Genomic DNA, 24,894 nt, shown 5'->3' with positions numbered 1-24,894 from the left:
TTCTCCCCGGCACCCCGTTCCCTATCTCCCGGCACGCTCGATATTCCAGAGCACGGGGAAGCCGAAGTCGATCACTCCACGCAGTTCTGACCGCCAAGCGGCGGGGCTCGCGAACTGCCCGGTGATGGGGAAGGTGGCATTCTCTGTTGCCAAGCGTTGCAGCTCAGCCGCGAGCTCCCGGCGGCGGGCCGGATCGCTTTCGGCCGCGAAGCGCTCGAGCACCGGCGTCATCTCCGGCACGCAGTAGTTCCAGGGCTGGTTGCCTGAGCAGTTGTAGCCGATCCCCGGATTGCTCAGCGGGTTTGCCATGTCGAAGCCGGTATAGACCACGGGCAGCAGGTTCCAGCCGCCGTTCTCCGGCGCGTCATTCCGCACCCAGCGCTGGGCAAGGGTGCTCCAATCCGCGGTCACGATATCCAGGTTGAAACCGGCGCGCTTCAGGCGGTCGATCACCACCAGCGCCGCGGGGTTGATCAGCATGGAATCGGCGGGCTGGCCGATGACGACGCGCTGGTTGGCATAGCCCGCCTCGCGCAGCAGCGCGCGAGCACGGTCCAGGCTGGGGCTGCGGATGGAGTCGCCCCCGGCCTCGCTGGTGAAGGGCGTGCCACACATGAGGAGGGAGACGCAGCCGGGCTGGCCCACGCCATCCGGCAGGCCGAGCCCCGCCAGCACCTCATCCCGGTCCAGTGCCTGCTGCAGGGCGCGGCGGACCAGGAGGTTGTCGAAGGGCGGCTGGCGGTGGTTCACGCTCACCGCCCCCATGATGTTCGCGACACCTCCCGCGCGGGCGATGACGATGTTGCGGTCACGCCGAAGGAGGGGGAGCAGGTCGAAGGGCGCGTATTCCAGATAGTCCACCTCGCCCGTCCGCAGCGCGGACACGCGGGTGGAGGGATCGGTCATGGTGATCAGCTCGGCGCGCTCGACCTTCACCACCTTGCCGCCGGCCAGGCCGTCGGCCGGCTCGGCGCGCGGGCGATAGCGCGGGTTGCGGCGGAAGCTCGCGCGCTCGCCGGCGATCCATTGCTCGCGCTCGAACAGGAAGGGGCCGGACCCGACCACCTCAGGCACCTGCGCGGTGGGGGCGGTGGCGGAGGCCAGGCGCGCGGGCATGATGAAGGGCACATGCACGCTCGGCTTGCCCAGCGCCTCCACCACCCAGCCGAAGGGCTGGGAGAGGTGGATGACGAAGGTCCTGGGATCGATGACGGTGATGTCGCGCGTGGCGGCGATCAGGCGGCGGCCGATGGAATCCCGCGCGCCCCAGCGCCGGATCGAGGCGGCGGCGTCCTCGGCCGTAACGGGCATGCCGTCGCTGAACTCCAGCCCGTCGCGCAGGCGGAAAGTCCAGGCCATCCGGTCGTCACTGGCCTGCCAGTTCTCCAGCATCTGCGGGCGGACCTCGCCCTTGCTGTCCATGGCGACGAGCGTGTCATAGACCATGTAGGCGAAGTTGCGCGTGACGAAGGAGGGGCTGGAGATCGGGTCCAGGTTCTGCAACCCGACATTCAGCACGAGGCGAAGCGGGCGGCTCTCCTGCGCGAGCGCCGGGAGCGAGGCCAGGGCCAGCGCCGCGGCCCCCGCGAGGGCCATGAACCGTCCTGCGATACGCATGCTCCGCCTCCTTCGTTGCGCGGTCAGGCCCCGTTCTCGTCCGGGGGCGCGTGCCGCGCGGCCAGCCAGCCGCCATCCACCGCGATCACCTGGCCCGTCACGAAGGAGGCATCCTCCGAGGCGAGAAAGGCGATGACGGAGGCCACCTCCTCCGGCCGGGCGGCGCGGCGCAGCGGCGCCACCTCCAGCACGGCGCGCCGGTAATAGGGGTCCTGCAGGCGGGCCTCCGTCATTGGCGTCTCGATCACGCCGGGGGCCACCGCGTTCACCAGGATTCCATCGGGCCCGAGCTCGGCCGCCAGCTGGCGCGTGAGCTGCGCGACGCCCGCCTTGGCGACCGCGTAGGCGGTGGTGCCCGGCCAGCCCGCGAGGCCGAAGGTGGAAGAGACGCTGACGATCCGCCCGCCCGGCCGGGGCAGATGAGGCAGAGCGGCGCGGGTGATGCGCAGCACCGCCGTCAGGTTCGTCCCGATGATGCGATCCAGCAGGGCGTCGTCGCTGTCGGCCAGCGCGCGGGAGCCGCCGATGCCGGCATTGTTCACGAGGATGTCCAGGCGGCCGAAGGCGCCCAGTGCCGCCGCGGCCAGCCTCTCCCCGGCGCCGGGTTCCGTGATGTCCAGGCGGAGCGCGACGCCGCCGATCTCGGAGGCTACCGCCTCGACCTCCTCCTCCCGATCCGTCAGCAGGACCCGCGCGCCTTCCTCGGCGAACCGCCGGGCCGTCGCGGCACCGATGCCGCGCGCGGCACCGGTGACGATGGCGGCGCGGCCGCGCAGGCGTTGCGCCTCAGGCAAGGCGACCGCCATCCACCGGCAGCGCGACACCAGTGATGAAGCCCGCCGCCTCGGACAGGAGGAAGAGCACGGTTTCCGCCACCTCCTCGGCCGTTCCGAAGCGACCGAGCGGGTGGCGGGCGCGGAAGGCGGCTTCCCGCATCGCGCGCGCCGTCTCGTCACCGGCGGAGGCGAAGGTGGCCTCCAGCATCGGCGTCTCAATGGAGCCCGGGCAGACGCAGTTCACGCGGATCCCTTCCGGCGCGTGCGCCACGGCCAGGCTGCGCGTCAGCATCACCACCGCACCCTTGCTGGCGGAGTAGGAGGGCAGCGTCGCCGAGCCGGCAAGGCCGGCGGTGGAGGCGAAGGTGACGACGGAGGCGCGCTCCGCCGCCCGCAGCAACGGCAGGCAGGCGCGCACCGCCAACCAGGTGCCCTTCACGTTCACGGCGAAAAGCCGGTCCCATTCCTCTTCCGAGACCTCCTCAACGGGCTTGGCGGGGCCGAGCATGCCAGCGGCGGTGACGAGCATGTCCAGGCGACCGCCCGGAACGACGGAGGCCGCACGCGCCAGATCGGTGGCGGAGGTGACATCGCCCGCTAGGGCGCTGACGTCAGGGCAGTGCGATGCCGTCTCGGCCAGCCCCGCTGCATCCCGGTCGAACAGAATAAGGATGGCGCCTTCCCGCGCCAGCCGAATGGCCGTGGCCCTGCCGAGGCCGGAACCCGCGCCCGTGATCAGCGCCGTCCGCCCCGAAAAGCGCGCGGCCCCTCCTTCCCCGGTCATCGCCGTTGCCATCCGCGAGAGAGGGGAATGCCGCATGGAGGTCTTCAGCCCGCGACCCGCTCCCGGAACGCCTGCTGCGCCTGATCGAGCGTGAGGAACTCCGCGCCCATGCCGCGGAGTGTGTCGATGAGCTTCTCCAACATTAGCATGCGGTGGCCACGGCCGATGACATAGGGGTGGAAGGTGAAGGTCAGCACACCCCAGTCCACCGTGCGCCGCATGTACTCGAAATCGGCGACCCAGTTCTCGAGCACCGCATTCGCATTGGCCAGGCCCGGCATGATCGCGCCTTGCACCCGGAAGAACTCGAAGTGGGGATGGTCGTCGAGCGACCAGCTGATCGGCATCTCCACGAGATCGGTCCTTTCCCCGAAGACCATTGGGGCATCGACCGCCACCTTGTCGCCGCGCCGGGCGAAACAGGGCTCGCAGTCATGGCCCATCATGCTGCTGTCGTAGCGGCAGCCATGCCGGATCGCGAGGTCGAGCGTGCGGTCGCTGATATCCCAGGAGGGGGAGCGATAGCCGGCAGGGCCTTGGCCGGTCAGCCGCCGGATGCTCTCGATCGCGCGCTCGAACTCCTCGGCCTCACGGTCCGCCGGCAGGTCGGCGGGCGGCACATGGCTCCAGCCGTGATGGCCGATCTCGTGGCCGCCGGCGATGACGCGCGCGCAGGCTTCCGGATAGGTCTCGATCACAACGCCCGGCACATACCAGCTGGACCGGATGCTGCGGCTGCCCAAGAGGTCAAGGATCCGCCCGGCACCGACCACGCCGAACTCGCCGCGGGAGATAGGGGTGGGCGTCATCATCCCGCGGGCGGCGAAGCCGGACCAGGTATCGAAGTCGAAGGAAAGGCAGGCGATGTGGCGCGGCATGGATTGGGCCCTCACGAGTGAAGCCGAATGCTATGATGCTGAACGTTCCCACCCTGGGCAAGGCGATCACCGGGCCGACCCGGCGAGGAGCATGGAGCCGGTGACCGACCAAGCACTGGCATCCTGCGCAGGGTTGGTATCAGCTACGCGCCTCCAGAAAGCGGACTTTGCATAGGACTGGAGTAGCGCCAGGACCGGGACCCCAATCCTCTCCGGGGCGTCAAAATTCAGAAGCGTCGCTCGCGAGTTCCGTGCGCCAGTCATATCCGTCTCACAACGGGCCGCCCGGGGCATGCCACTCGCCCTTCGCCGCCACGATCCGGCCCTTGTGAAACACGAGGTGCCTCGGCGGATGCTTGCCGATCGCCTCCGGCACGCCCTGGGCCGGTAGTGTGAAGAAGGTCGCGGGGGCACCCGTCGCAATCCCGTGCTCCTCGATGCCAAGGACGGCCGCGCCGTCGGTGGACACCATGGCGAACAGCTCGTGCAGTAGGTGATCGTGGCGAAGGTCCTCCCTCCAACCAATCACGGAAGCTCGCTCCAGCATGTCGGCAGTGCCGTAGGGGCTCCAGGTGTCGCGTACGTCGTCGTTGCCGCAGAAGACGCGGACGCCGGCGCGGCGTAGCAGCATCAGGGGCGGCATCGTCGCGCTGCCCGCCCCGTGAGTGACCAGCGAGACGCCTGCTGCGGCCATCGCTTCCGCAGCGGCCTTCTGCTTCGATTCCGAGATGCCGCCCAGGCAGAAGCCGTGACTGACCGTGACCTTCCCCTGCATTCCGGACGCCTTGGCCCGGGCGCAGATCTCCTGAAGGCTGAACAGCCCCATCTCACCCGGCTCGTGCAGATGGATGTCCACCCCCACCCCGTGCCGCTCGGCCAGGGCGAAGATGCCGTCCAGCTGGCCCTTCGGATCGCGATCGACCTCGCAGGGATCAATGCCACCTACGAGATCGGCCCCGGCCCGGAGCGCTGCGCCCAACAGATCCAGCACCGTTGCGCTGCCGGCGCGCATCACCCCAGCCTGGGGGAAGGCAACCACCTGCACTGTCACCGCATCGGCATGTGCATCCCGCGCACGCAGCACGCCTTCGAGCGCCGTCAGGCCGAAGGCGGGCGTGACGTCAGCATGGGTCCGTATATGCGCGGTGCCATTCGCAACGCAGCGGCGCAGGAGGTGGCCCGCGCGCGCTTCCGTATCAAGCGGCAAGGAGGGCAGGAGCCGCTGGTCCGTCTCGATACGACTAATGCGTGACGGCCCGGCCTGATGGGGGACCCAGGGAAGGCCGGACAAAGTCTTGTCGAGATGCATATGCCCATCGACCAGTCCTGGCAGGAGAAGATCACCTTGCAGGTCCAGCACCTGACATGCGCTGGGATCAGGTTGGTTCGGCAGGACGACTTGTAGGACGCGTCCGCCGCGAATGGCGATGCGGCGCCCGTCCGGTCCGCCATCAGCCAAGCGCAGGTTGGTCAGGAGCGTGTCGCAGAACTCGGCGGTCATGATTGTGTTGGACTTCCTGCTGGTCTTTGCAGGCAAACCTGGCACGGAAGACACCCGACCATCGAGGTGCCCGGCAATCCGGACAATGGCTCGCGCACTCCTCGCAAATACCGTCTCGGCAGCCTGCCTGTCATGACCGTGTCACGCGTCAAGCGGCTAGGCCAAGCGTCATGCGTGAAGGAAGATTGTCAGCCTTTTTGCATCACTACGGACTCGGAAACGCGAATGCCATACGATTGGAGATATTGTCAGGACAAACTGCACATCGCAGGCAGCAATGGTTCTGCAGTTTCGAGCTCTTGAGGAGGTGAGGCGTCGCGTGTCAGGCTTAATGGGAGAGCGCTGTTCCTTACCCAGCATGGCAATGCGCTTGCTTAAGGACCGACAATGATCATCATGTCCGCCGGGCTCAAGATCGACATTGGGCATCCGCTCGTAACGCCAGAAATGGCCGAATCCTTCCGGAGGGAGCGGTTCGAGAATCATGAGGCCCGGATCACACGCCACGTGCTTCAGCCCGGCGACAGGGTCATCGAGATGGGAACCTGCACTGGCTTCGTCGCCATGGTGGCTGCATCGATTGTGGGTGCAGAGAACATCATGAGTTTTGAGGCAAACCCTGTGGCCGCAGGACTAGCCAGGCATCATTTTGAACTGAACGGTTTACCCATCAAGCTCACCAACAAAGTGCTCCTTCCTCGTTCCATGACATCCCCTGGAACCAAGACAATTCCATTCTACGTTGGTGATCAGCTAAACAATAACAGCTTGAAAAAGAAGCGCGGCGAAGCAATCGAAGTTGAAATCCAGGTCCTCGAGGATGTCGTGGCTGAATTCCAGGCCAACGTTCTGGTCATGGATGTAGAAGGCGCGGAAATAGACATTTTGTGCAATGCGGATCTTGATGGCATTGACCACATTGTCATGGAGACCCACTACCGGAAAATGGGCAGAGACAAGACCGACAGGATGATCCGCAATTTGTACATGAAGGGCTTCTGTATCGATTTGCAGACCTGTCAGGCTGGCGTGATTCACGTCGACAGGCTTGGGAAGTCGCGTCAGAAGTTATGATCTGGCCACACGCAGCTGTTCAGCTACGCGGGCCTTCTCTCGCAGCAGCATGTCGTAGCAGCACAAGCCTATTGCTACTGACGTTTCGCAAAGCCTTAAGCAACGACAATATCGGGGAGTTGATTCGGAAGGCTTCCTTCCTGCAGGAGGCTTAAAGTTGATTGAAACGCGCGTCCTGCACAGGCGTGCTGCCGCCGACTGAGACGGGCAGACATGGCCCGATCGGAGCTAGTCTGGATTTACGTCGCGATTGCTATGTGGGTGGCGGCAAGAACGTCGATCGGAAGGAATTTGTGACCGACAAGGAATACGAGTTCCGATAGCGCTCGACTAGAGCTCACGCGTCTCTGTGTGGATGCGCGAAGCGGACACTTTTCGGCGTGGGATCGTGGTGCCTCATTGCCGCCGAAGAGGACGCAAGCCGGGGTGGTCCGGAATGTGATCCTAAAAGTGTGGGTCAAGGGAAACGTTGTAGGGCCTGACCAAAGCACGTTTGAAGCACAGAGGGGTGGCGAGCATCGACGTAAGAGTCTGTGTTGGTTGTGCCCAGCAACCCCTTCGTCAGGATACCCAGGCAGGCGGCCTCCATCGCCGCTGCGAACTCTGCACGATGCTCGGCCTCTCGGTTCACGTCGCCGCTGTATGGAGCGATCTGAAGAGGGCTGGCCATCTGTCTACGCACCTCGCCCATTTGGGTCGGCTGCTTTGACCTGTCAGGTTAGATGCCGGGAGAGGCGAGCCTCAACTAAGGTATCGCTAGCTGGCCTGAGCCCATGGCAGTGCCGAAAGGCAGCTTGCCCGGCCAGCCATGCACTTCCCAGCTGAGGGCCGCCGCTGCGACCGGTTGCGGTCCATCTCCTGCGCGGCTCTGTTTCAAAATTTAGTGCATCTTCCCTGCGCGAAGCCTGCTGATTAACATTGCGCAACATCTCTGCGCATGAAACGCTATCTCTGCTGGCCTGCTAAAGGGGTGGCGTACTCGAGGCATGTACTCTCGGGAAACAACAAGCGAATAGTCAGGGAGGATGATGGCATGGAAGTCGGGACCAAGACCTTCATTAGGCCTGGTGAGAAGCTGAGCCAGCAGCAAGTCATCGAAGTGATCCATGATCTTGCTGTTTTTGCCAGCAGCAAAGGCCTGACAGGCGCTGACGAAATCCTGACGGAACTACTCTGTAGTCTCCACCGACGACTTCCGACACGGACAGATTAGGCAACTGGCTGCCGGGCAGACTGCGGCCACTGTCGTGCCCGCTGTTGCACCCGGCCGCCTGAGACACCTTACGAGGGCTTGCCGCTGCTCTAGATCCTGATTGGACTGGAAGTCGGATTGTGTGACCCAGAAGGCTACCCACAAGCGTCTCGCGGCGAGCGAATTTAGCTGGGTAAGGGGGTGCGCCAAACGCGCCTCGGCTTTGATCTCGGGTAAAATTTCTCAGCTAAATCACATCCCTACTAAGTGGGATGGGTCAGATTTACTGTCACTTCGTTCCGAGGGTGAGCCCGACTTCGGTCGTTCGGCGACACGATCACCGAAAAGTTTCCGCTAACCTATTTTACTACACTCGCTAAGGTTGTATTCATTTTTGGCACTCTTTCAGAGGTTGTGATGGCCGTCACGGTGGATACGTCCCTCTCCGGAAGCCCCGAGAACTCCAATGTTACCCGATTGAATCTCGGCACTTCCACGAGCAACGGCTTCGTGACGTCACAGACCTTGAGCTTCGGGTCTGGCAACAGCATCGCTTTCAGCGGTACCTCGGGCGTCTATAAGGGTACAACGAGCGGGACCGCGGCGACGCCATATGGTGAAGCTGGCAACTATCTGGCGGCCGAGCCCGGTGCCGGTATCACGATCTCCTACGCTGCACCGCAGAAGTACTTCGGGATACTCTGGGGGTCTGCCGACGCCAACAACATCGTCGAATTCTACAACGGTAGCACTCTGGTCTACCGAGTTACGGGCAGCAGCATTTCCAGCAACCCGAATGGTTCGCAGGGCGCGGACGGCTCCGTTTACGCGAACATCAACTTCGGCGACCTGTCCTACACAAGGGTGGTGCTGACGGCGACCACTCCGGCCTTCGAGTTCAGCTCGGTTGCCTCAGCCACATCGAATGTTCCGACGACACCAGGTCAGAACGGGACGCCCACAGTTGTCACGGCGACCACAAGTACGGGCAAGACTATCGGCTTCGATACGCAGCCGGCGACACTGTCCGGTACTGTTTTCCTTGATGCCAATGCAGACGGCACCAATGGAAGCGGCGACGCCGGCGTGAGTGGCGTAACCGTGCGCCTGTTCAATTCGAACGGTATCCTGGTCAGCACGGATGTGACGGACTCGACCGGCCTATACCGCTTCAATAATGTCGCGGCGGGCAGCTACTCCGTATCGGTTGTACCTCCCTCCGGAAACAGCTTCTCCCCGACGGCGGCCGGAACGTCTGGCAGCCAGGTCAACAACTCGGGTGTTGCGACCATCGCCGTTGCCGCCGGAAGTAGCAGCGCGGTCAATGCTGGTATCTATGTGCCCGTCACGATCAGCGGGTTTGCCTTCTCAGACCTGAACGCGAACGGCATTCGTGAGCTGGCAGACCTTGGGGCAGCTGGCGTGACAGTGCAGCTGTTGAACGCGGCCGGAACGGTTGTGGCGACGACACTCACGGGATTGACGGGCGCCTATAGTTTCGCGAACCAGGTTCCGGGAACTTACCAGGTTCGGTTCACAACACCTGCCGGCACGATCTTCTCCCCGCAGAACCAGGGCACGAACGACGCTGTCGATAGTGACGTAACGCCCGCCACGGGGCTCACGGCTCCCATAACGCTGACCTCGGGGCAGTCGGCGACAAACATTTCGGCCGGCGTCTTCACGGCAGCCTCGGTCAGCGGCGTGGCCTTCGCCGATACGAACGGCGACGGCGTGTTCGGGACCGATGAGGTGGGCGTAAGTGGCGTCAGCGTCCGCCTAGTCAATGCGCTCGGAGTCGTTGTGGCGAGCACCACCACGGGTGCGGGCGGCGCATACAGCTTGAACACTGCAGTGCCAGGCACTTACCAAGTGCAGTTTGTGACGCCGAGCGGCTCAGTATTCACAGTGCAGGATCAGGGCAGCAACGACGCTGTCGACAGCGACGTGGCACCTTCCACGGGGTTTACTGCCGGCTTCAGCCTCGTGAATGGGCAGAGAGTGTCCGGTCTGTCCGCTGGACTGTACACGCCGGCCAGCATCAGTGGCACGCTGTTCACGGACAGCAATGGCGACGGGCTGCGCGGCACCGGCGAGACTGGGCCCGCGGGGGTCACCGTGCGGCTGATCAACGCCGCCGGCACGGTGGCCGCGACCACCACCACCGGCACGGGGGGTGCCTACAGCTTCGCGGGTGTTGCGCCCGGCACCTATGCCGTGCAGTTCACCGCGCCCAACGGCACGGTGTTCACCGCCCAGGACCAGGGCAACAACGACGCCCTCGACAGCGACGCCGCCCCGGGCACCGGGCGCACCGCCAGCCTCACCGTCGCCTCGGGCGCTGCCATCGCCAATGTCTCGGCGGGCGTCTACACGCCGGCCAGCATCAGCGGCACGCTGTTCACCGACAGCAACGGCGACGGGCTGCGCGGCACCGGCGAGACCGGGCCTGCGGGGGTCACCGTCCGGCTGCTGAACGCGGACGGCGCGGTCGTGGCCACGACCACGAGCGAGAGCGGCGGCGCCTACAGCTTCGCGGGCCTTGCCCCCGGCCAGTACCAGGTGCAGTTCACCGCCCCCAGCGGCACGGTGTTCACCGGGCAGGACCGCGGCAACAACGACGCCCTCGACAGCGACGCCAACATCACCACGGGCCAGACCGCCCTCATCACCCTCGCCTCGGGCCAGGCCGTCAGCAACGTCGCCGCGGGCTTCTACACGCCGGTGACCTCGGGCACCGGCGACGTGGTCTTCCTCGACGCCAACGGCAACGGCCTGCGCGATGCCGGGGAGACCGGTGTGGCCGGCGCCACCGTGCGCCTGCTGGACACGACCGGGGCCCTCGTCACCTCGACGACCACCGCCAGCGACGGCACCTACAACTTCGGCAGCCTCGTGCCCGGCACCTATCAGGTCGAGTTCGTGGCCCCGAACGGCACGGTGTTCACCGGGCAGGACCAGGGCAACAACGACGCCCTCGACAGCGACGCCGCCCCGGGCACCGGGCGCACCGCCAGCCTCACCGTCGCCTCGGGCGCTGCCATCGCCAATGTCTCGGCGGGCGTCTACACGCCGGCCAGCATCAGCGGCACGCTGTTCACCGACAGCAACGGCGACGGCCTGCGCGGCACCGGCGAGACCGGACCTGCGGGGGTCACCGTGCAGCTGATCAACGCCGCCGGCACGGTGGCCGCGACCACCACCACCGGCACGGGCGGCGCCTACAGCTTCGCGGGTGTTGCGCCCGGCACCTATGCCGTGCAGTTCACCGCGCCCAACGGCACGGTGTTCACCGCCCAGGACCAGGGCAACAACGACGCCCTCGACAGCGACGCCGCCCCGGGCACCGGGCGCACCGCCAGCCTCACCGTCGCCTCGGGTGCGGCCATCGCCAATGTCTCGGCGGGCGTCTACACGCCGGCCAGCATCAGCGGCACGCTGTTCACCGACAGCAACGGCGACGGGCTGCGCGGCACCGGCGAGACCGGGCCTGCGGGGGTCACCGTCCGGCTGCTGAACGCGGACGGCGCGGTCGTGGCCACGACCACGAGCGAGAGCGGCGGCGCCTACAGCTTCGCGGGCCTTGCCCCCGGCCAGTACCAGGTGCAGTTCACCGCCCCCAGCGGCACGGTGTTCACCGGGCAGGACCGCGGCAACAACGACGCCCTCGACAGCGACGCCAACATCACCACGGGCCAGACCGCCCTCATCACCCTCGCCTCGGGCCAGGCCGTCAGCAACGTCGCCGCGGGCTTCTACACGCCGGTGCGCATCGGCGGTACAGTCTTTGCCGACACAAACGGCGACGGCCTCTTCGGGCAGGGCGAGAGCGGCTCTGCCGGCGCCACGGTGCGCCTGGTGGATCAGAGCGGGGCCGTGGTCGCAACGACCGCGACCACAGCCTCCGGCACCTACGCCTTCACAGGCGTTGCGCCCGGCACCTATCGCGTGCAGTTCATCGCGCCGGACGGGACCGTCCTCACGGCCCAGAACCGGGGTGGCAGCGACGCGATCGACAGCGACGCCGATCCCTCCACGGGCCTCACCGCCCCGATCACCGTAATCTCGGGCCAGACCGTCGGCACGATCTCGGCCGGCGTCTTCAACCTGGCTTCGACCGGCACGGGCAACGTCCTGTTCCTCGACGAGAACGGTAACGGCCTGCGCGACGCCGGAGAGGCGGGCGTGGCTGGCGCCACGGTCCGACTGCTGGACGGCTCCGGGAATGTGGCAGCGACCACGACCACGGGGGCCGACGGGGCATACGGGTTCAGCAACGTGACCCCCGGCCAATACCAGGTGCAGTTCGTTCCCCCGGCCGGCAGCGTCTTCACCGCGCGGGACCAGGGCACGAACGACGCCGTGGACAGCGACGTCGATCCTGCCAGTGGCCTGAGCGGGACGATCAACCTCCTCTCCGGCGGTATCGTCACCAACGTGGCGGCAGGCATTTACCGCCCGGCCACGATCAGCGGTTCCGCCTTCACGGATCTGGACCAGAACGGTATCCGCGGAAATGCCGAGGGTGGGTTTGCCGGCATCGCCGTGCAACTGATCGACGCCTCCGGTGAGATCGCTGCCGCGACGAACACCGGTGCGGACGGCGCTTATTCCTTCTCCGGGATCGCGCCGGGAACGTATCAGGTGGCCTTCGTCTCGCCGTTCGGCGGGCGCTTCAGCCCCAAGGACCGGGGCAGCAACCAGGCGGTCGACAGCGACGTCGACCCGACGACCGGCCGCACCGCACCGATCACTGTCGGAACGGGGCAGACGGTGGCCAATATCTCTGCCGGCCTTTACGCGCCGCCGCGCGAGATCGGCGGCACTGCCTGGCTGGACAGCAATGCGAATGGCGTGCGCGACAGCGGGGAGCAACTGCTGCAGGGGGTAGCCGTCCGGCTGCTCAGTGCCGATGGCCAGGTATTGGGCCCGACAGCCGTCACTGATGCCTCCGGCGCTTACAGCTTCCGCGGGCTGGATGCCGGCACATACCGCGTCGGCTTTGCACCGCTTATCGACACCGCCTTTACCCTGCAGGATCAGGGAACAAATGAGGGACTGGACAGCGACGCCGACCGCTCGACCGGCGTGTCGAGCCTCCTTGTCACGCTTGGCGACGGCGGTGTGGACCTGCGGAGTAGCGTGGGGCTGGTTCTCAACGTGAACCGGTCACCCGCCTATGCGCCGACGATCATCCTGGACGACACGGCCAACGGCTACCCGGGCGGTGCGAACGGCGAGATCATCGTTGGCAACGGAGGTAACGACAACCTCAACGGCCTTGGCGGCAACGACACGATCTCCGCCGGTACCGGCATCGACACGGTCAACGGCGGCAACGGCGACGACGTTCTCGACGGCGGCGACGGGAACGACAACGTCCAGGGCCAGGAAGGCAATGACATCATCATCGGCGGTGCCGGAGATGATATCGGTGAGGGTGGCAACGGCAACGACATCCTGATCGCCGGCCCAGGCAACGACAACATGCAGGGCGAAGGCGGGGACGACTTCCTCTTCGGTGGTGCCGGCACGGATATCCTGACCGGCAACCAGGGGAATGATCTGGTCGCGGGCGGAGCCGGGACGGACACGCTGCAGGGCGCTGACGGGACCGACATCGTCATCGGCGGCCAGGACGGCGGACGGATCAGGCTCGATGCGAATGGCCGCGTCACGGGCGTCGTTCTCGGCGATCAGCTCGAGGGCAATGGGGGAGCGGACGCCTTCGTCTGGCAGGCCGGCGATGGGGTGGACTTCCTGCTGGACTTCAACCCGGGCGAGGGCGACACCCTCACCATCTACGGCTATGAGCGCTTCGAGGTGATCCAGAGGACGAATGACGGCCGCATGGCCCTCTATCTCGGCCAGGACGCCGGCTTCATTGCTAACAATGGCGTCTTCCAGGGGGCGGATCCCTCGGGCCCGCTCGCGGGCGTACGCTTTGTGCTCTCGACGGTGAACGCGCCGGGCAACCTCGTCGGTGGCGACACGGTCGTGCCGGTCCTGGCACAGAACTGGGCCGCTACCTTCCAGACCGGGGTCGGCATTGCTGTATCCCAACCGTATTTTGGCCAGACCGATACGCGGCCCATCGTCGATACCGATGACAACATCGTTGGGACCGGAGGGCCGGACACCATTCTGGCCGGAATCGGGAACGACACCGTCGTTGGCGACAGCGGCAACGACACGATCGATGCCGGGGCCGGGAACGACCTTGTCAATGCCGGCGCAGGCGACGACGTGGTCGTCGGCGGTGACGGCAACGACACGGTCTTTGCTGGTGACGGCAACGACCGCGTCCTCGGTGGGATCGGGGCCGACATCCTCAACGGCGACGGTGGCGATGACACGCTCGACGGCGGCGCTGGGAACGACATCCTTCGCGGCGATGATGGCAACGATGTCCTCAGCGGCGGCGACGGTGACGATGTGTTCGCCTCGGGCAACGGCAATGACCGTATCTTCGGCGGGGCGGGCACGGACCGCCTTGTCTACAGCGCTGACCGCAGCACCGTCTCCGCCAGAATGGGTGCGGACGGTACGATCATCCTCACCAGCGGGTCTGGAACTCAGACCACGAGCGAGGTGGAGGTGTTCCAGTTCGGCCAACGAGCTTACTCGGTAGCCGAGCTTCTCGGCGAGGCGAACTTCGGCGCTCCTACACTGAGGCTCGGTGCCTTCGGCCAGGGCGACATCGCGGGTGGCTGGCTCAGCAACGATGGCTACCCGCGTGAGCTGGCCGATGTGAACGGGGACGGTCGCGCCGACATCGTCGGGTTCAGCGGAGCCGGCGTGGTGGTTGCACTCGCCACGGGCGACGGCGGCTTCGGTGCTCCCACGCTGAGGCTCGGCGCCTTCGGACAGGGCGACATCGCGGGCGGCTGGCTCAGCAATGATGGCTACCCGCGTGAGCTGGCCGATGTGAACGGGGACGGTCGCGCCGACATCGTCGGGTTCAGCGGTGCCGGCGTTGTGGTCGCGCTTGCCACGGCTGATGGTGGGTTTGGTGCACCCACCTTGAGGCTCGGCGCCTTCGGCCAGGGCGATATCGCCGGTGGCTGGCTTAGCAACGATGGCTATCCGCGTGAGCTGGGAGATGTGAATGGCGACGGGCGCGACGACATCGTCGGGTTCAGCGGTGCCGGCGTTGTGGTCGCGCTTGCCACGGGAGACGGCGGCTTTGGTGCTCCCACGCTGAGGCTTGGCGCTTTCGGTCAGGGCGACATTGCCGGCGGTTGGCTCAGCAACGATGGCTATCCGCGTGAGCTGGGGGATGTGAATGGCGACGGGCGCGACGATATCGTCGGGTTCAGCGGCGCCGGCGTTGTGGTCGCGCTTGCTACGGCTGATGGCGGGTTCGGCACGCCCACGCTGAAGCTCGGCGCTTTCGGCCAGGGCAACGTCGCCGGCGGTTGGCTCAGCAATGACATCTACCCGCGTGAGCTGGCCGACGTGAACAGGGACGGGCGCGCCGATATCGTCGGGTTCAGCGGCGATGGCGTGGTGGTGGCGCTTGCCACGGCTGATGGCGGGTTCGGCACGCCCACGCTGAAGCTCGGCGGTTTCGGCCAGGGCAATGCCGCGGGCGGCTGGCTCAGCAACGATGGCTACCCGCGTGAGCTGGCGGATGTGACAGGGGATGGAACGGCTGACATCATCGGCTTCTCGGCAGCCGGCGTGGTTGTTTCCATCGCTGACTACAACGTCTAACCGCCAGGAGTGCACGTAGCTCAAGGCCCCTCGCGGAGGGCGTAGCCTGACGCGAGGGGCCTCCCGAGAGGGCCTGGTTCGACTTTGGTTGCTCGAACCAGGCCGCGGTTGCGGAGCGGGCTAGCTGCTAAGGGTAGCGACAGTGGCGCCGACCATCGCGATGCTCCGGCTCGTGCTCTGCTCCGGCGCGAGGATCTCGGGCTTGCGTCGCTCTCTTCGATGGAACGGGCATCGCGCGGTGGAGCATTTGATCAAGCCCAACCGACACCTTAGCCCTGCATCGTCCCGGCGCCGCTGCTTCTCGTCAGCTGGCAGCAAAGTAGCGACAGCAAGCATCAACACCGCCTTCGCTGCATCGCGACGCCACAGAACCGGTTCGGCGCTACCCCAGGTTGTCTGGCGCCGATATTCGCGTCACCGAAGCTATTGGCACCGCGGAACAGACGCGGACCTTACGATCCACTGACAAATGGATGCTGGTTGAACCTGATGCCCAAGAGTGCGTTGCGGGCCTGCATTCCAGAGAAGATCCATGTCCCGTTTCGCGCCGCCTCCCCTGACCACGCCCGGGGAGCCGACCAGACAAGTCACCCGTGGCCTGGACGCCCTCAACTTCTTCCTGGCCGATGTGCGGGACGGGCTCGGTCCCTACCTCGCCATCTACCTTCTCGCGGTGAGAGGACCGGAGCAGGGTTGGAACGAGGGCACGATCGGGCTGGTGATCACCATTTCGGCCATCGCGGGCCTGCTGGCGCAGACGCCCGCGGGGGCACTCATCGACCGCACACATCGCAAGCGAGCGGTGGTCATCGCCGCTGCTGTGGCGGTCACCCTCAGCTGTGTGACGCTGCCATTCATCTCCGGCTTCTATGCAGTGGCAGCGACGCAATCCCTGGCCGGCATCGCCGGGGCGATCTTCCCGCCCGCGCTCGCGGCGATCACGCTCGGGGTGGTGGGACCCAAGGCCTTCTCCCGGCGTATCGGGCGAAACGAGGCCTTCAACCACGGCGGCAACGCCACGTCGGCCGCGCTGGCCGCCGTCACGGCCTATGCGTTCGGGCCGGTGGTGGTGTTCTGGATCATGGCCGGGCTGGCGGCCGCGAGCATCGGTGCAATCCTGATGATCCCGGCAAAGGCGATCGACGACAACCTTGCCAGGGGATTGGATGAGGAGGCAGGCGGGAGCGAGGGGCACGAGGAGCCCTCGGCCTGGAAGGCCCTGCTCACCTCCCGGCCGCTGCTGGTCTTCGCGGGGCTAATGGCTACATTCCATCTCGCGAATGCAGCGATGCTGCCGACGGTGGGGCAGAAGCTCACGCAGGTGGTCGGGAAGGATTATGCCACCTCCCTGATCGCCGTCTGCATCGTGGCGGCACAGTGCGTGATGGTGCCGGTCGCGATGCTGGTAGGCGCCCGGGCAGATCGCTGGGGCCGCAAGCCGATCTTCCTGGCCGCCTTCGGCGTGCTGGCCCTGCGCGGGCTGCTCTTTCCGCTGTCCGACCATCCAGCCTGGCTGCTGGGCGTGCAACTGCTGGATGGGGTGGGAGCTGGTATTTTTGGCGCGCTCTTCCCCGTGGTGGTGGCGGATCTGACGCGCGGGACGGGGCGGTTCAATGTCAGCCAGGGGGCGGTGGCCACGGCGCAGGGGCTCGGCGCCGCGCTGAGCGCCAGCCTGGCAGGCGGCGTGATCGTCTGGGCTGGGTACTCCGCTGCTTTTCTGACGATGGCCGCGATCGCCGCGGCCGGGCTGCTGGGGTACCTGCTGCTGATGCCGGAGACGCTGCCGCGCGGCGCCGATGCCGGGGGATCAAGGCCGCCGACGGCGGCGGCGCTCCAACCCTCCGCATAGGCGCGGGGCATGCTGGACTTGCCGGGCCCGGTGCTCGCTTCCTGGATCATCGTGGGGCTGGCGACCGCCGGCGTGATCCTGCGCCCCTTTCGCTGGCCGGAGGCGGTTTGGGCCGTGTTCGGCGCGGCGGCGCTGGTGCTGGCGGGGTTGCTGCCCACCGGGGAGGCCTGGCGCGGGGTGCTTCGCGGGACGGATGTCTATCTCTTCCTGCTGGGGATGATGCTGCTGGCGGAGGTGGCGCGGCGGGAGGGGCTGTTCGACTGGCTGGCGGTGTTCGCCGTGCGCGCCGCGGGTGGCTCGGGCGCGCGCCTGATGGCCGTCGTCTACTGCGTTGGCGTCATGACCACGGCATTTCTGAGCAACGACGCGACAGCGGTCGTCCTCACGCCGGCCGTTCTGGCGGCAGCGCGGGCAGCACGGGCAAATCCGATGCCGCATCTCTACGCCTGCGCCTTCGTGGCCAATGCGGCGTCATTCGTGCTGCCCATCTCCAACCCGGCAAACCTCGTGGTGTTCGGCGAGCACCTGCCGGCGCTCGGGGCTTGGCTGCAGCGCTTCACCTTGCCCTCGGTCGCTGCGATCGCCGCGACCTACGGGATTCTGTGGCTGACGCAGCGGAAGGTCCTGGCCATGCCGATCGCGCCCTCAATCCCGCCGTTGGAACTGCCGCGGGGTGGTCTGGTCGCGGGGCTTGGGATCGGCGCGACGATCGTGGCGATGCTGGTCGCCTCCGCAACCGGGATTGAGCTGGGCTGGCCGACCTTCCTCGCCGGAACCGGGACGACGCTGGCCGTGGCCTTTTCCACGCGCCAGGGGATCGGGCCGGCTCTCGGCGGGATCTCCTGGGGGATCCTGCTATTGGTAGCCGGGCTTTTTGTGCTCGTGGAGGCACTGGAAGCTACGGGCACTGTGCGGGCACTTGCCGGTCTGGTGGGGGGTGGAGACACCGGGGCCGCTCTCGCCACAGGCGTGCTCGTGGGTTTCGGGACCAACCTGGCGAACAACCTGCCTGCCGGGCTGCTGGCAGGGGCCGTCGTCCAGGCCGCAGGTGGTGCCGGGATGCTGCCAGAGGCTGTCCTGATCGGGGTGGATCTGGGACCCAACCTCTCCGTCACCGGCTCACTGGCAACTCTCCTGTGGATGTCGGCCATCCGGCGGGAGAGTTTGGCGGTCAGCGAGGGGCAGTTCCTGCGCCTGGGCGCGCTCGTCATGCCGCCGGCACTGCTTCTCTCCCTCGCAGTGCTTGCGCTGCAGCCCTGGCACCCATGAGGACGGGCGTCGCTGCCATCGAGAAGCCTGACGAAGCACAGGAACGAGCGAGGACGTACTGATTTCCCTGCATTCAGCGCTGGGGTGTCGCCAAGACGCGGATCCGTGGCGTCGCAGTAGGGAGTAGGCTGCACGACGGAAAGGTACGCACGCCGACGGGCCGCACGCGCCCTGCATCCTGCTCGTCTACTGCCCCTAGTCCGGCGGTGCGACCCGTACCGTCATCAGCACCGTTACCGACAGCGCGGAATCCCCAGTTGCCGAGGCGATCGGTGCCACGGGCGGCGCGGGGCGCGCGACCCGTTCCGCCATATAGGCCATCGCCGGGTTCCGGAGCTCCGCCGGAGGCGGGTCGACCTCGACCATCTCAATGCCGGCGACACGCTGGCCCACTGCAACGGCGATCGCCCGGGCCTGGGCCACCGCCACCCGTGCCGCCTCCTCCACCAACTCGCGCCGCGCCACCTCGACCTCCTCCTCGCGCGGGGAGGAGCCGAAGGCGCCCAGCGCCGTCGCCCCGTTCTCCAGGCTGCCGGCCAGCACGAAAGGCAGCCCGTCCGGATTGGTGCGGAAGGAGACTGTGATGCGGCCGGTGTAGCCCTTGATGCGATCAGGCTGGCCACGCAGTTCCTGGATCTCGGGCTCGAAGCTCGTGCCCTCCGTCCGCAGCCGCTCGACATTCTGGGCCCTGAGGAACCCGAGCAGGGTTTGCGCTTGCCGGCCGAGCTGCGTTGCCGTGCCGCGCAGGTCCCGCCCGTGTACCTCGATGGAGACGCTCGCGTCGGAGACGGTGTTCGGCAGGCGGCGGCGCGCCTCGGCGTGGGTGGTGATCAGGCCGGCCCGGTCCCGCGTGGGGGAGGGCTGGTTCGAGGGTGCTACAACATTCCCCGAAACCTGGGCGCTGGCGCTCCCGACCGTGAGTACCGCCAGCAGCATCGCCCGGGAACTGATCGCCCGCATCCGCGTCGTCATCACCACCATTGCCTCCCATCGTTACGTGAGCTGTCCCGCGAGGCACGTCGCCGGTCAAGCAACTGGGCGCCCGATCCTCCATTCCCGATCGGCTCGCCATGGCCGGCGCTGCCAGCCTCAGGCGGCGTGAGACTTCCGCTCCTTGGCTTCCGCCTCCGAACGGGCCTTCCAGAAGGCCATATCAGCCTCCTTGCTGAACATGACCCGCACGCCTGTGGCTCCCTTGCTCATCCGAAGATTCCCGCCGTTCTGGGCTCTGTGTTCGGCAACCCAGCGCTTGAACACCGGGTCCTCACTTGTCATGCCCGCGAACTCGAGGACTCCAGAAATCTCTTCCTGCTTGCGACGCTTGACCATCGGTCAGATTCCTATCGATTGAAGGCGGAGAGCGCTGGAGCCATGACGGCCAGCGATTGTCCGACTCAGACTGTTTGAGGGAAACGATGCGGCGAGGCAGAAGACACAGCCCTGCGCAAAGCTGGCGGGAAGGAACATCCGTGGCTCGGGGCTGAGCGACGGGGAGTTGATGGCAAAAAGGCACCGGCTCAGGTGAGTGATCTTTAACTCTGGGCGATGTTGGTGTGAGAAAGCTGCGGGATTACAGCTTCTTAGATCTTGCTGATTCAGTCGCCCCGCCTTTGAGCCAGCGAAGACGCACGACTCTCCGCAAGGTGAAATCGCGCTAGTTCCATCCTCATTGTTTCAAGATACACGCCAGATACCTCCGTGCGGGCACAGCAGAGTAAGCTGTGTGCGCAATGCGGACAGAGAGGACGACCGGTTGGAGAGGCTCAGATCCTGATGAACCGGCCCGGAGCATTCCTTCGCGGTCTTACAGTCGTGGCGTTGGTGGGATCGCCAACGCAGCCGAGGGCAGCTGACCCGCTCCGCCCTGGCGGCAGTTTCGTGCACGGAAACGGCGTGGTGAGCACGTCTGATCTCCAACGAGTGATGCGGGGAGTACCTGAGGGATGGTCCGCCTCAGCCACCTTGCTGGGCATCCTCTTCCTTGTCCCGGCTCTCAGCCTACTTGGAGCTTGGATCGGGTCTCGCCGGCCATCTGGGGAAGCCTGCAGGCTTCGTTTCGGGCGCGTTCTTCAGCCTTGCGGTTGTGCTGGTCGCGGCGGTTATCCTCGGCGTCTAACTTCAGGCCGCGTAGTCGCGGACCTCTCCCTGGCCCCTGCGCGGCGGCTTCGCATGTCAGAAAGGGGAGGGCGCTAGTCTTTCTGCAGCATCGCCGGCGCCACCGTGGCCGTGCTCCGCGGTGGCTGCCGTTGCGGCTCTGAGTCGGTCAGCAACAACGCCCCGAAGGCGAGCATCAGGATCGACCACCACTGCATCGCTAGGCCACAGAACCGGTTCGGCGCTGGGCCCAGGTTCCCACGGCCGGCGTCCGGATCAGAGGCGGTTCGCACAGATCGGCGATTCAGCCACAGCCCAAGAGGCAGAGTTAATGCCCCGACGAGCGCGAAGCCGAGCGAGAAGGGCCAAGGCCCGACAGTGCCGAGTCCGGCGCCCGGCGCCCGCGCGAAGAATGCGATCACGAGCCCGACAACAATCGCAATGACGCCGAACGCAGGTACCAGCGACCCGCGCCCCGACCAGGATACCGGAAAGATCAGCACGGTGTTCTCCTCATTCCGTCGTGCCTGAGCGGCTCGCATCCGCAGGGTTCGACTTCATTGCAGGTTGCTGCGCCGGTATCCGGGGTGACTCAAGGGGCTGCTCCTGCTCTCCCTGGCAATGACCGATATGCGGCAGCCCTTGGCGGACATGCGGGCCACCACAGCAGCAAATCTGGGAGACGGTCACGTCGGGTGATACGGGGCGCTGCTGACCAACGGCTCATGACTTGTCCGGTTCGGGCGGCTTCCATCCCCCCCCCCCAGGGCCGAACAGGTCACCGATCGAGTGCGGGACTTGCGAAGCCTGGAGGAGGCGCTGGCTCTCGAGGATGAGCCACTTTGTTTCGGCAGCTCGCCTTCGGATTTCAGTCGCCGATGTACGGGCCTTGCGGGCCTGCTCGACGGAACCTCGACCTAGAAGCCTCGGGGACATGCCTCACCCGCTCCAATCCGCAGGGAGCATATTTCGCGCGCGCGGCCCGCGCCATGTCATTGGTTGGCTAACCGGGCAGGCATGCGCCAGCGTGGAACGGCGATGGTCATGTTTCCCAGGTCGGAGGCCGGAGGTGAAGACAGCCCTCGCTGACGAGACCGGCGAGCGTGAGAGCTGCAGGGAGGATGTGAGGACCAATCAGTGCCCAGCCATTTGCGGGATCGGGTTGCCACCTGAAAACAGTTTGGCCGACCTGGTCCGTGATCCGGAATACCAGGTGTCCGCCATCGCCACTGGCCTCGACACTGAGCTGTTGCCCTGCATGGAAGAAGCGATGCTCGACTGTGGGCTGCTCTTTGGTCGTCATCGCTCTGGCCCGCCACTTCAACACAGAACTTTGTAGGCGCTGAGAGCGGGACAGGTTGCACAGACCCAGGTCATCCGCCTCTGTTTCCCAGGGTCAACCACGGCCGGTCAAACTCCTCGCATATTGAGGCTCTGTCCCCGGCATCCCGGCTTGCTCGCGAGTAACCGGCATCGCTTCAATGGGTGTCTGCCGGCCAGTCCTCCTGCAGCGAAGGCCGCCACCGGCACCTCGGCGGCCGCTGGCTGTTACACCTCGGTCAGGGCTACGGTCTCGCCATGTGCAATCTTTACAGCATCCGCACGAACCAGGCGGCCATCATCGGTGCCGCCAAGGCGACGCGCGACCGCGCCGGCAACCTGCCGCCTCTCCCGGACGTCTTCCCCGATTACCGGGCCCCGATTGTCCGTACGGCCGAGGACGGTGTGCGCGAATTGGCCATGGCGCGCTGGGGCATGCCCTCCCCGAGATTCGCGCTGGAGGGCAAGAAGACTGACCCGGGTGTGACGAATGTCCGTAACACCAGCTCCTCGCACTGGCGCCGCTGGCTCTCGCCCGAGCATCGCTGCCTCGTGCCGCTGACCGCCTTCAGCGAGCCGGACCGTATCAATGGCAAGCACGTTCCGGCCTGGTTCGCGCTGGGGGAGGGGGATGATCGCCCTCTCGCCTTCTTCGCCGGCATCTGGGTGCCGCAATGGACATCGGTCCGGAAGCTGAAGGAAGGCGAGGTGACCACCGACCTCTTCGCCTTCCTCACAACCGAACCGAACGCGGTGGTGGCGCCGATCCATCCCAAGGCAATGCCGGTGATCCTGACCGAGCCGGACGAGTTCGAGGCCTGGATGACGGCGCCCTGGGCAGAGGCAAAGAGGCTGCAGCGGCCACTGCAGGACGGCGCGCTTCGCGTGGTCGGGCATGGGAGGGCGGACCAGCCCGACGAGGAGGACCTGCCGGGCGGGGATGTGCAGCCCGCGCCGGTCCAAACGAACCTGCTGTAGCGACGATGGAGCTCGCACCGCCCGTGCCGTCCCGCATTGTGCTGGCCGCCCGGCTCGGCATCGGCATCGCGCAGGGGCTCGGACTTCTGGCGCTGTCGCTACTCGTGGACGGGGACAGCCCGCACCCTTGGGTCGCCGCCAACCCGACGGGCTTCGGCCTGCTGGTGCTGCTGGCGACGCTGCTGCCGCTGCCCGTCCTTCTGGGCCTGGGCCACATCCGAATGCGGGTGCTGGCCGCCTGGACCCTGGCCGCGGCCGGGCTGATCCTGCTGCTCGGCGGCCATGACCTGTGGCAGCACGGGGAGGCGACGATGAACCCCGCGAGCAATGGCCTGCTGGCGAGCCTCTGCGCGATGCTCTTCATCGGGCAGGCACTTGTGGCAGCGGCCGATACCGGGCGCCGGTGGTGGCCGCGCTACGCCGACTGCTTCGAGGCCGCCTGGCGCGCCGCGCTGCAGCTCGCGCTCGCCGCGTGCTTCGTGCTCGGCTTCTGGCTGCTCTACTGGGTCGGCTCAGAGCTGTTCCAGGCCATCGGCATCGACGCGCTGGACCGCCTCGCTGGGCGCCTCGGCTTCGTTCTTCCCGTCACCACGGTGCTCGCCGCCGCGGCCCTTCACCTTGCCGATGCGGGGTGGCGGCTGACTCTCGGACTGCGGAACCTTCTGCTCGCCCTGAAGGCGTGGCTGACGCCGGTCTTGGCCGGGCTCGCCGCCGCCTTCCTCCTTGCCCTGCCCTTCACGGGGCTAGAGATCCTGTGGCGGCGAGACGAGGCCTTCGGCTGGCTGATCGTGGCCGCTGCGGCGCTGGTCACGCTGGTCAGTGCCGTGCACGGGGATGGGCGGGGCTTGCCGCCCATCGTGCTCCGCCTCTCCGCCCGGCTGGCCTCCTTTCTCGTACCCGTACTTCTGGCCCTCGCCGGCTGGGCGCTGGCGCGGCAGGTCGGTGAACAGGGGCTGAAGGACGGGCGGGTCGTGGGCGTGGCCGCGCTGGCGGGGCTGGCCATCCATGCCATCGCCTACCCCGTTGCGGCGATGAGGCCGGGCATGCGGCTGCTAGAGCCCGCCAACATCGTCGCCGCGCTTCTCGCCTTCCCGATCCTTGCCGCGCTGAACCTGCCGCTCGCCGATCCCGCGCGCCTGGAGGTGCGGAGCCAGACCGCCCGCCTGCTGGGCGGCGCGGTGGCGCCCGACGATTTCGATTTCAGCCACCTTCGCCATCTGGGCCGGGACGGGAGGAGCGCCCTGGCGGACCTGGCCGGTCACGCGGACCCGGAGATCGCCCGCCGCGCCAGGCAGGCCTCCCAGCCGGCCGAAGGAACCGCGCGGGAGTACACGGGGGAGGAACTCGCCCTTTCAGGTCTGCGCGCCCTACCGGACGGCGCGGCCCTTCCGCCCGGCTTGGTCGAGGCGATGCCGCAGTGTCGCCGATCCGAGACGTGTCTCGCGCGTGCCGTCCCGCCCCTGGGGGAGGATGTCTGGCTGGTAGGGCCCATCGATGGCCGCTTCTGGGCCATGCGACCGCAAGGAGCCGGCTGGCGACACCTGGCCATTTACGACGCGCCGTATGGCTGCGGGTACGGTGATCGGGCCAGGCTCCTGGAGAAGGAGGTGCGGGCCGTGCCGCAGCCCCTGCCGGACCTGGACCTGGCCGGCAGCCTGTTCCGCCCTGTCATCCTGTCGGAGAATTGTCGGTAGGGCTTCTGGCGCCCCGCCTGCACGGCCACACTCGTATGCCGGTCGTGTTGCCGCTTCCGCCCGTTTCCTGCGCGTCCGCTAATCCTCGGATCAGCAGGCTCTGAGTCAGTGGCCACCTGCCTGGGGAGGACGCAGGTCTCCTACGCCCCCCT

14 protein-coding genes are annotated in these 24,894 nt (G+C 66.7%); 6 read left to right on the top strand and 8 right to left on the bottom strand.

What is annotated here, in order from left to right:
• Positions 1 to 21: 21 nt before the first annotated feature.
• The 5 genes from ACVBD7_RS16600 to ACVBD7_RS16580 form a co-directional block, all read right to left on the bottom strand.
• A complete protein-coding gene (locus tag ACVBD7_RS16600) occupies positions 22 to 1,617 on the bottom strand; it encodes an ABC transporter substrate-binding protein (protein WP_458094341.1) in 1,596 nt (531 codons plus the stop codon).
• 23 nt (positions 1,618 to 1,640) lie between these two features.
• Positions 1,641 to 2,411 (bottom strand): SDR family NAD(P)-dependent oxidoreductase, encoded by a 771-nt coding sequence (locus tag ACVBD7_RS16595; RefSeq protein WP_458094340.1) that lies wholly within the window; start codon positions 2,409 to 2,411, stop codon positions 1,641 to 1,643.
• Positions 2,404 to 3,177 carry an SDR family NAD(P)-dependent oxidoreductase gene (locus ACVBD7_RS16590; RefSeq protein WP_458094339.1) on the bottom strand — a complete coding sequence of 258 codons (774 nt, stop codon included), beginning with the start codon at positions 3,175 to 3,177 and terminating at the stop codon, positions 2,404 to 2,406. The genes ACVBD7_RS16595 and ACVBD7_RS16590 overlap by 8 nt, the downstream gene beginning before the upstream one ends.
• Before the next feature lie 44 nt (positions 3,178 to 3,221).
• Positions 3,222 to 4,055 carry a polysaccharide deacetylase family protein gene (locus ACVBD7_RS16585; RefSeq protein ID WP_458094338.1) on the bottom strand — a complete coding sequence of 278 codons (834 nt, stop codon included), beginning with the start codon at positions 4,053 to 4,055 and terminating at the stop codon, positions 3,222 to 3,224.
• Positions 4,056 to 4,326: 271 nt separating this feature from the next.
• Positions 4,327 to 5,556 (bottom strand): amidohydrolase, encoded by a 1,230-nt coding sequence (locus ACVBD7_RS16580; protein WP_458094337.1) that lies wholly within the window; start codon positions 5,554 to 5,556, stop codon positions 4,327 to 4,329.
• A 387-nt stretch (positions 5,557 to 5,943) separates the two neighbouring features.
• On the opposite strand from ACVBD7_RS16580, the gene ACVBD7_RS16575 reads away from it, so the two are divergent.
• The 4 genes from ACVBD7_RS16575 to ACVBD7_RS16560 all read left to right on the top strand — a co-directional run bounded on the left by ACVBD7_RS16575 (position 5,944) and on the right by ACVBD7_RS16560 (position 18,656).
• A complete protein-coding gene (locus ACVBD7_RS16575; RefSeq protein WP_458094336.1) occupies positions 5,944 to 6,630 on the top strand; it encodes an FkbM family methyltransferase in 687 nt (228 codons plus the stop codon).
• A gap of 1,609 nt (positions 6,631 to 8,239) precedes the next feature.
• Positions 8,240 to 15,538, top strand: a complete 7,299-nt coding sequence (locus tag ACVBD7_RS16570) for an SdrD B-like domain-containing protein (protein ID WP_458094335.1) — start codon at positions 8,240 to 8,242, stop codon at positions 15,536 to 15,538.
• Between the two features lie 532 nt (positions 15,539 to 16,070).
• Positions 16,071 to 17,387, top strand: coding sequence for an MFS transporter (locus ACVBD7_RS16565; RefSeq protein WP_458094334.1), 1,317 nt, complete (start codon positions 16,071 to 16,073; stop codon positions 17,385 to 17,387).
• Positions 17,388 to 17,396: 9 nt separating this feature from the next.
• Positions 17,397 to 18,656, top strand: a complete 1,260-nt coding sequence (locus ACVBD7_RS16560) for an arsenic transporter (RefSeq protein WP_458094333.1) — start codon at positions 17,397 to 17,399, stop codon at positions 18,654 to 18,656.
• A gap of 195 nt (positions 18,657 to 18,851) precedes the next feature.
• On the opposite strand, the gene ACVBD7_RS16555 is transcribed toward ACVBD7_RS16560, so the two are convergent.
• The 3 genes from ACVBD7_RS16555 to ACVBD7_RS16545 all read right to left on the bottom strand — a co-directional run bounded on the left by ACVBD7_RS16555 (position 18,852) and on the right by ACVBD7_RS16545 (position 21,253).
• Positions 18,852 to 19,628: an SIMPL domain-containing protein gene (locus ACVBD7_RS16555; protein WP_458094332.1), complete on the bottom strand. Its 777-nt coding sequence runs from the start codon at positions 19,626 to 19,628 to the stop codon at positions 18,852 to 18,854.
• A 117-nt stretch (positions 19,629 to 19,745) separates the two neighbouring features.
• A complete protein-coding gene (locus ACVBD7_RS16550) occupies positions 19,746 to 19,985 on the bottom strand; it encodes a hypothetical protein (RefSeq protein ID WP_458094331.1) in 240 nt (79 codons plus the stop codon).
• Between the two features lie 860 nt (positions 19,986 to 20,845).
• Entirely contained in the window at positions 20,846 to 21,253 is a 408-nt protein-coding gene (locus tag ACVBD7_RS16545) for a hypothetical protein (protein WP_458094330.1), read from the bottom strand.
• Between the two features lie 1,075 nt (positions 21,254 to 22,328).
• Here ACVBD7_RS16545 and ACVBD7_RS16540 point away from each other — a divergent pair.
• Together ACVBD7_RS16540 and ACVBD7_RS16535 are read left to right on the top strand one after the other, a co-directional pair.
• Positions 22,329 to 23,048 carry an SOS response-associated peptidase gene (locus ACVBD7_RS16540; RefSeq protein ID WP_458097715.1) on the top strand — a complete coding sequence of 240 codons (720 nt, stop codon included), beginning with the start codon at positions 22,329 to 22,331 and terminating at the stop codon, positions 23,046 to 23,048.
• A 23-nt stretch (positions 23,049 to 23,071) separates the two neighbouring features.
• Complete coding sequence (locus ACVBD7_RS16535; RefSeq protein ID WP_458094329.1) at positions 23,072 to 24,742, top strand: hypothetical protein; 1,671 nt, start codon at positions 23,072 to 23,074, stop codon at positions 24,740 to 24,742.
• The last annotated feature ends 152 nt before the right edge of the window (positions 24,743 to 24,894 follow it).

Source organism: Roseomonas sp. WA12, from assembly GCF_054165765.1.
Note: the sequence above shows the minus strand (reverse complement) of the source record. Positions and strands in the feature narration are given on the sequence as shown.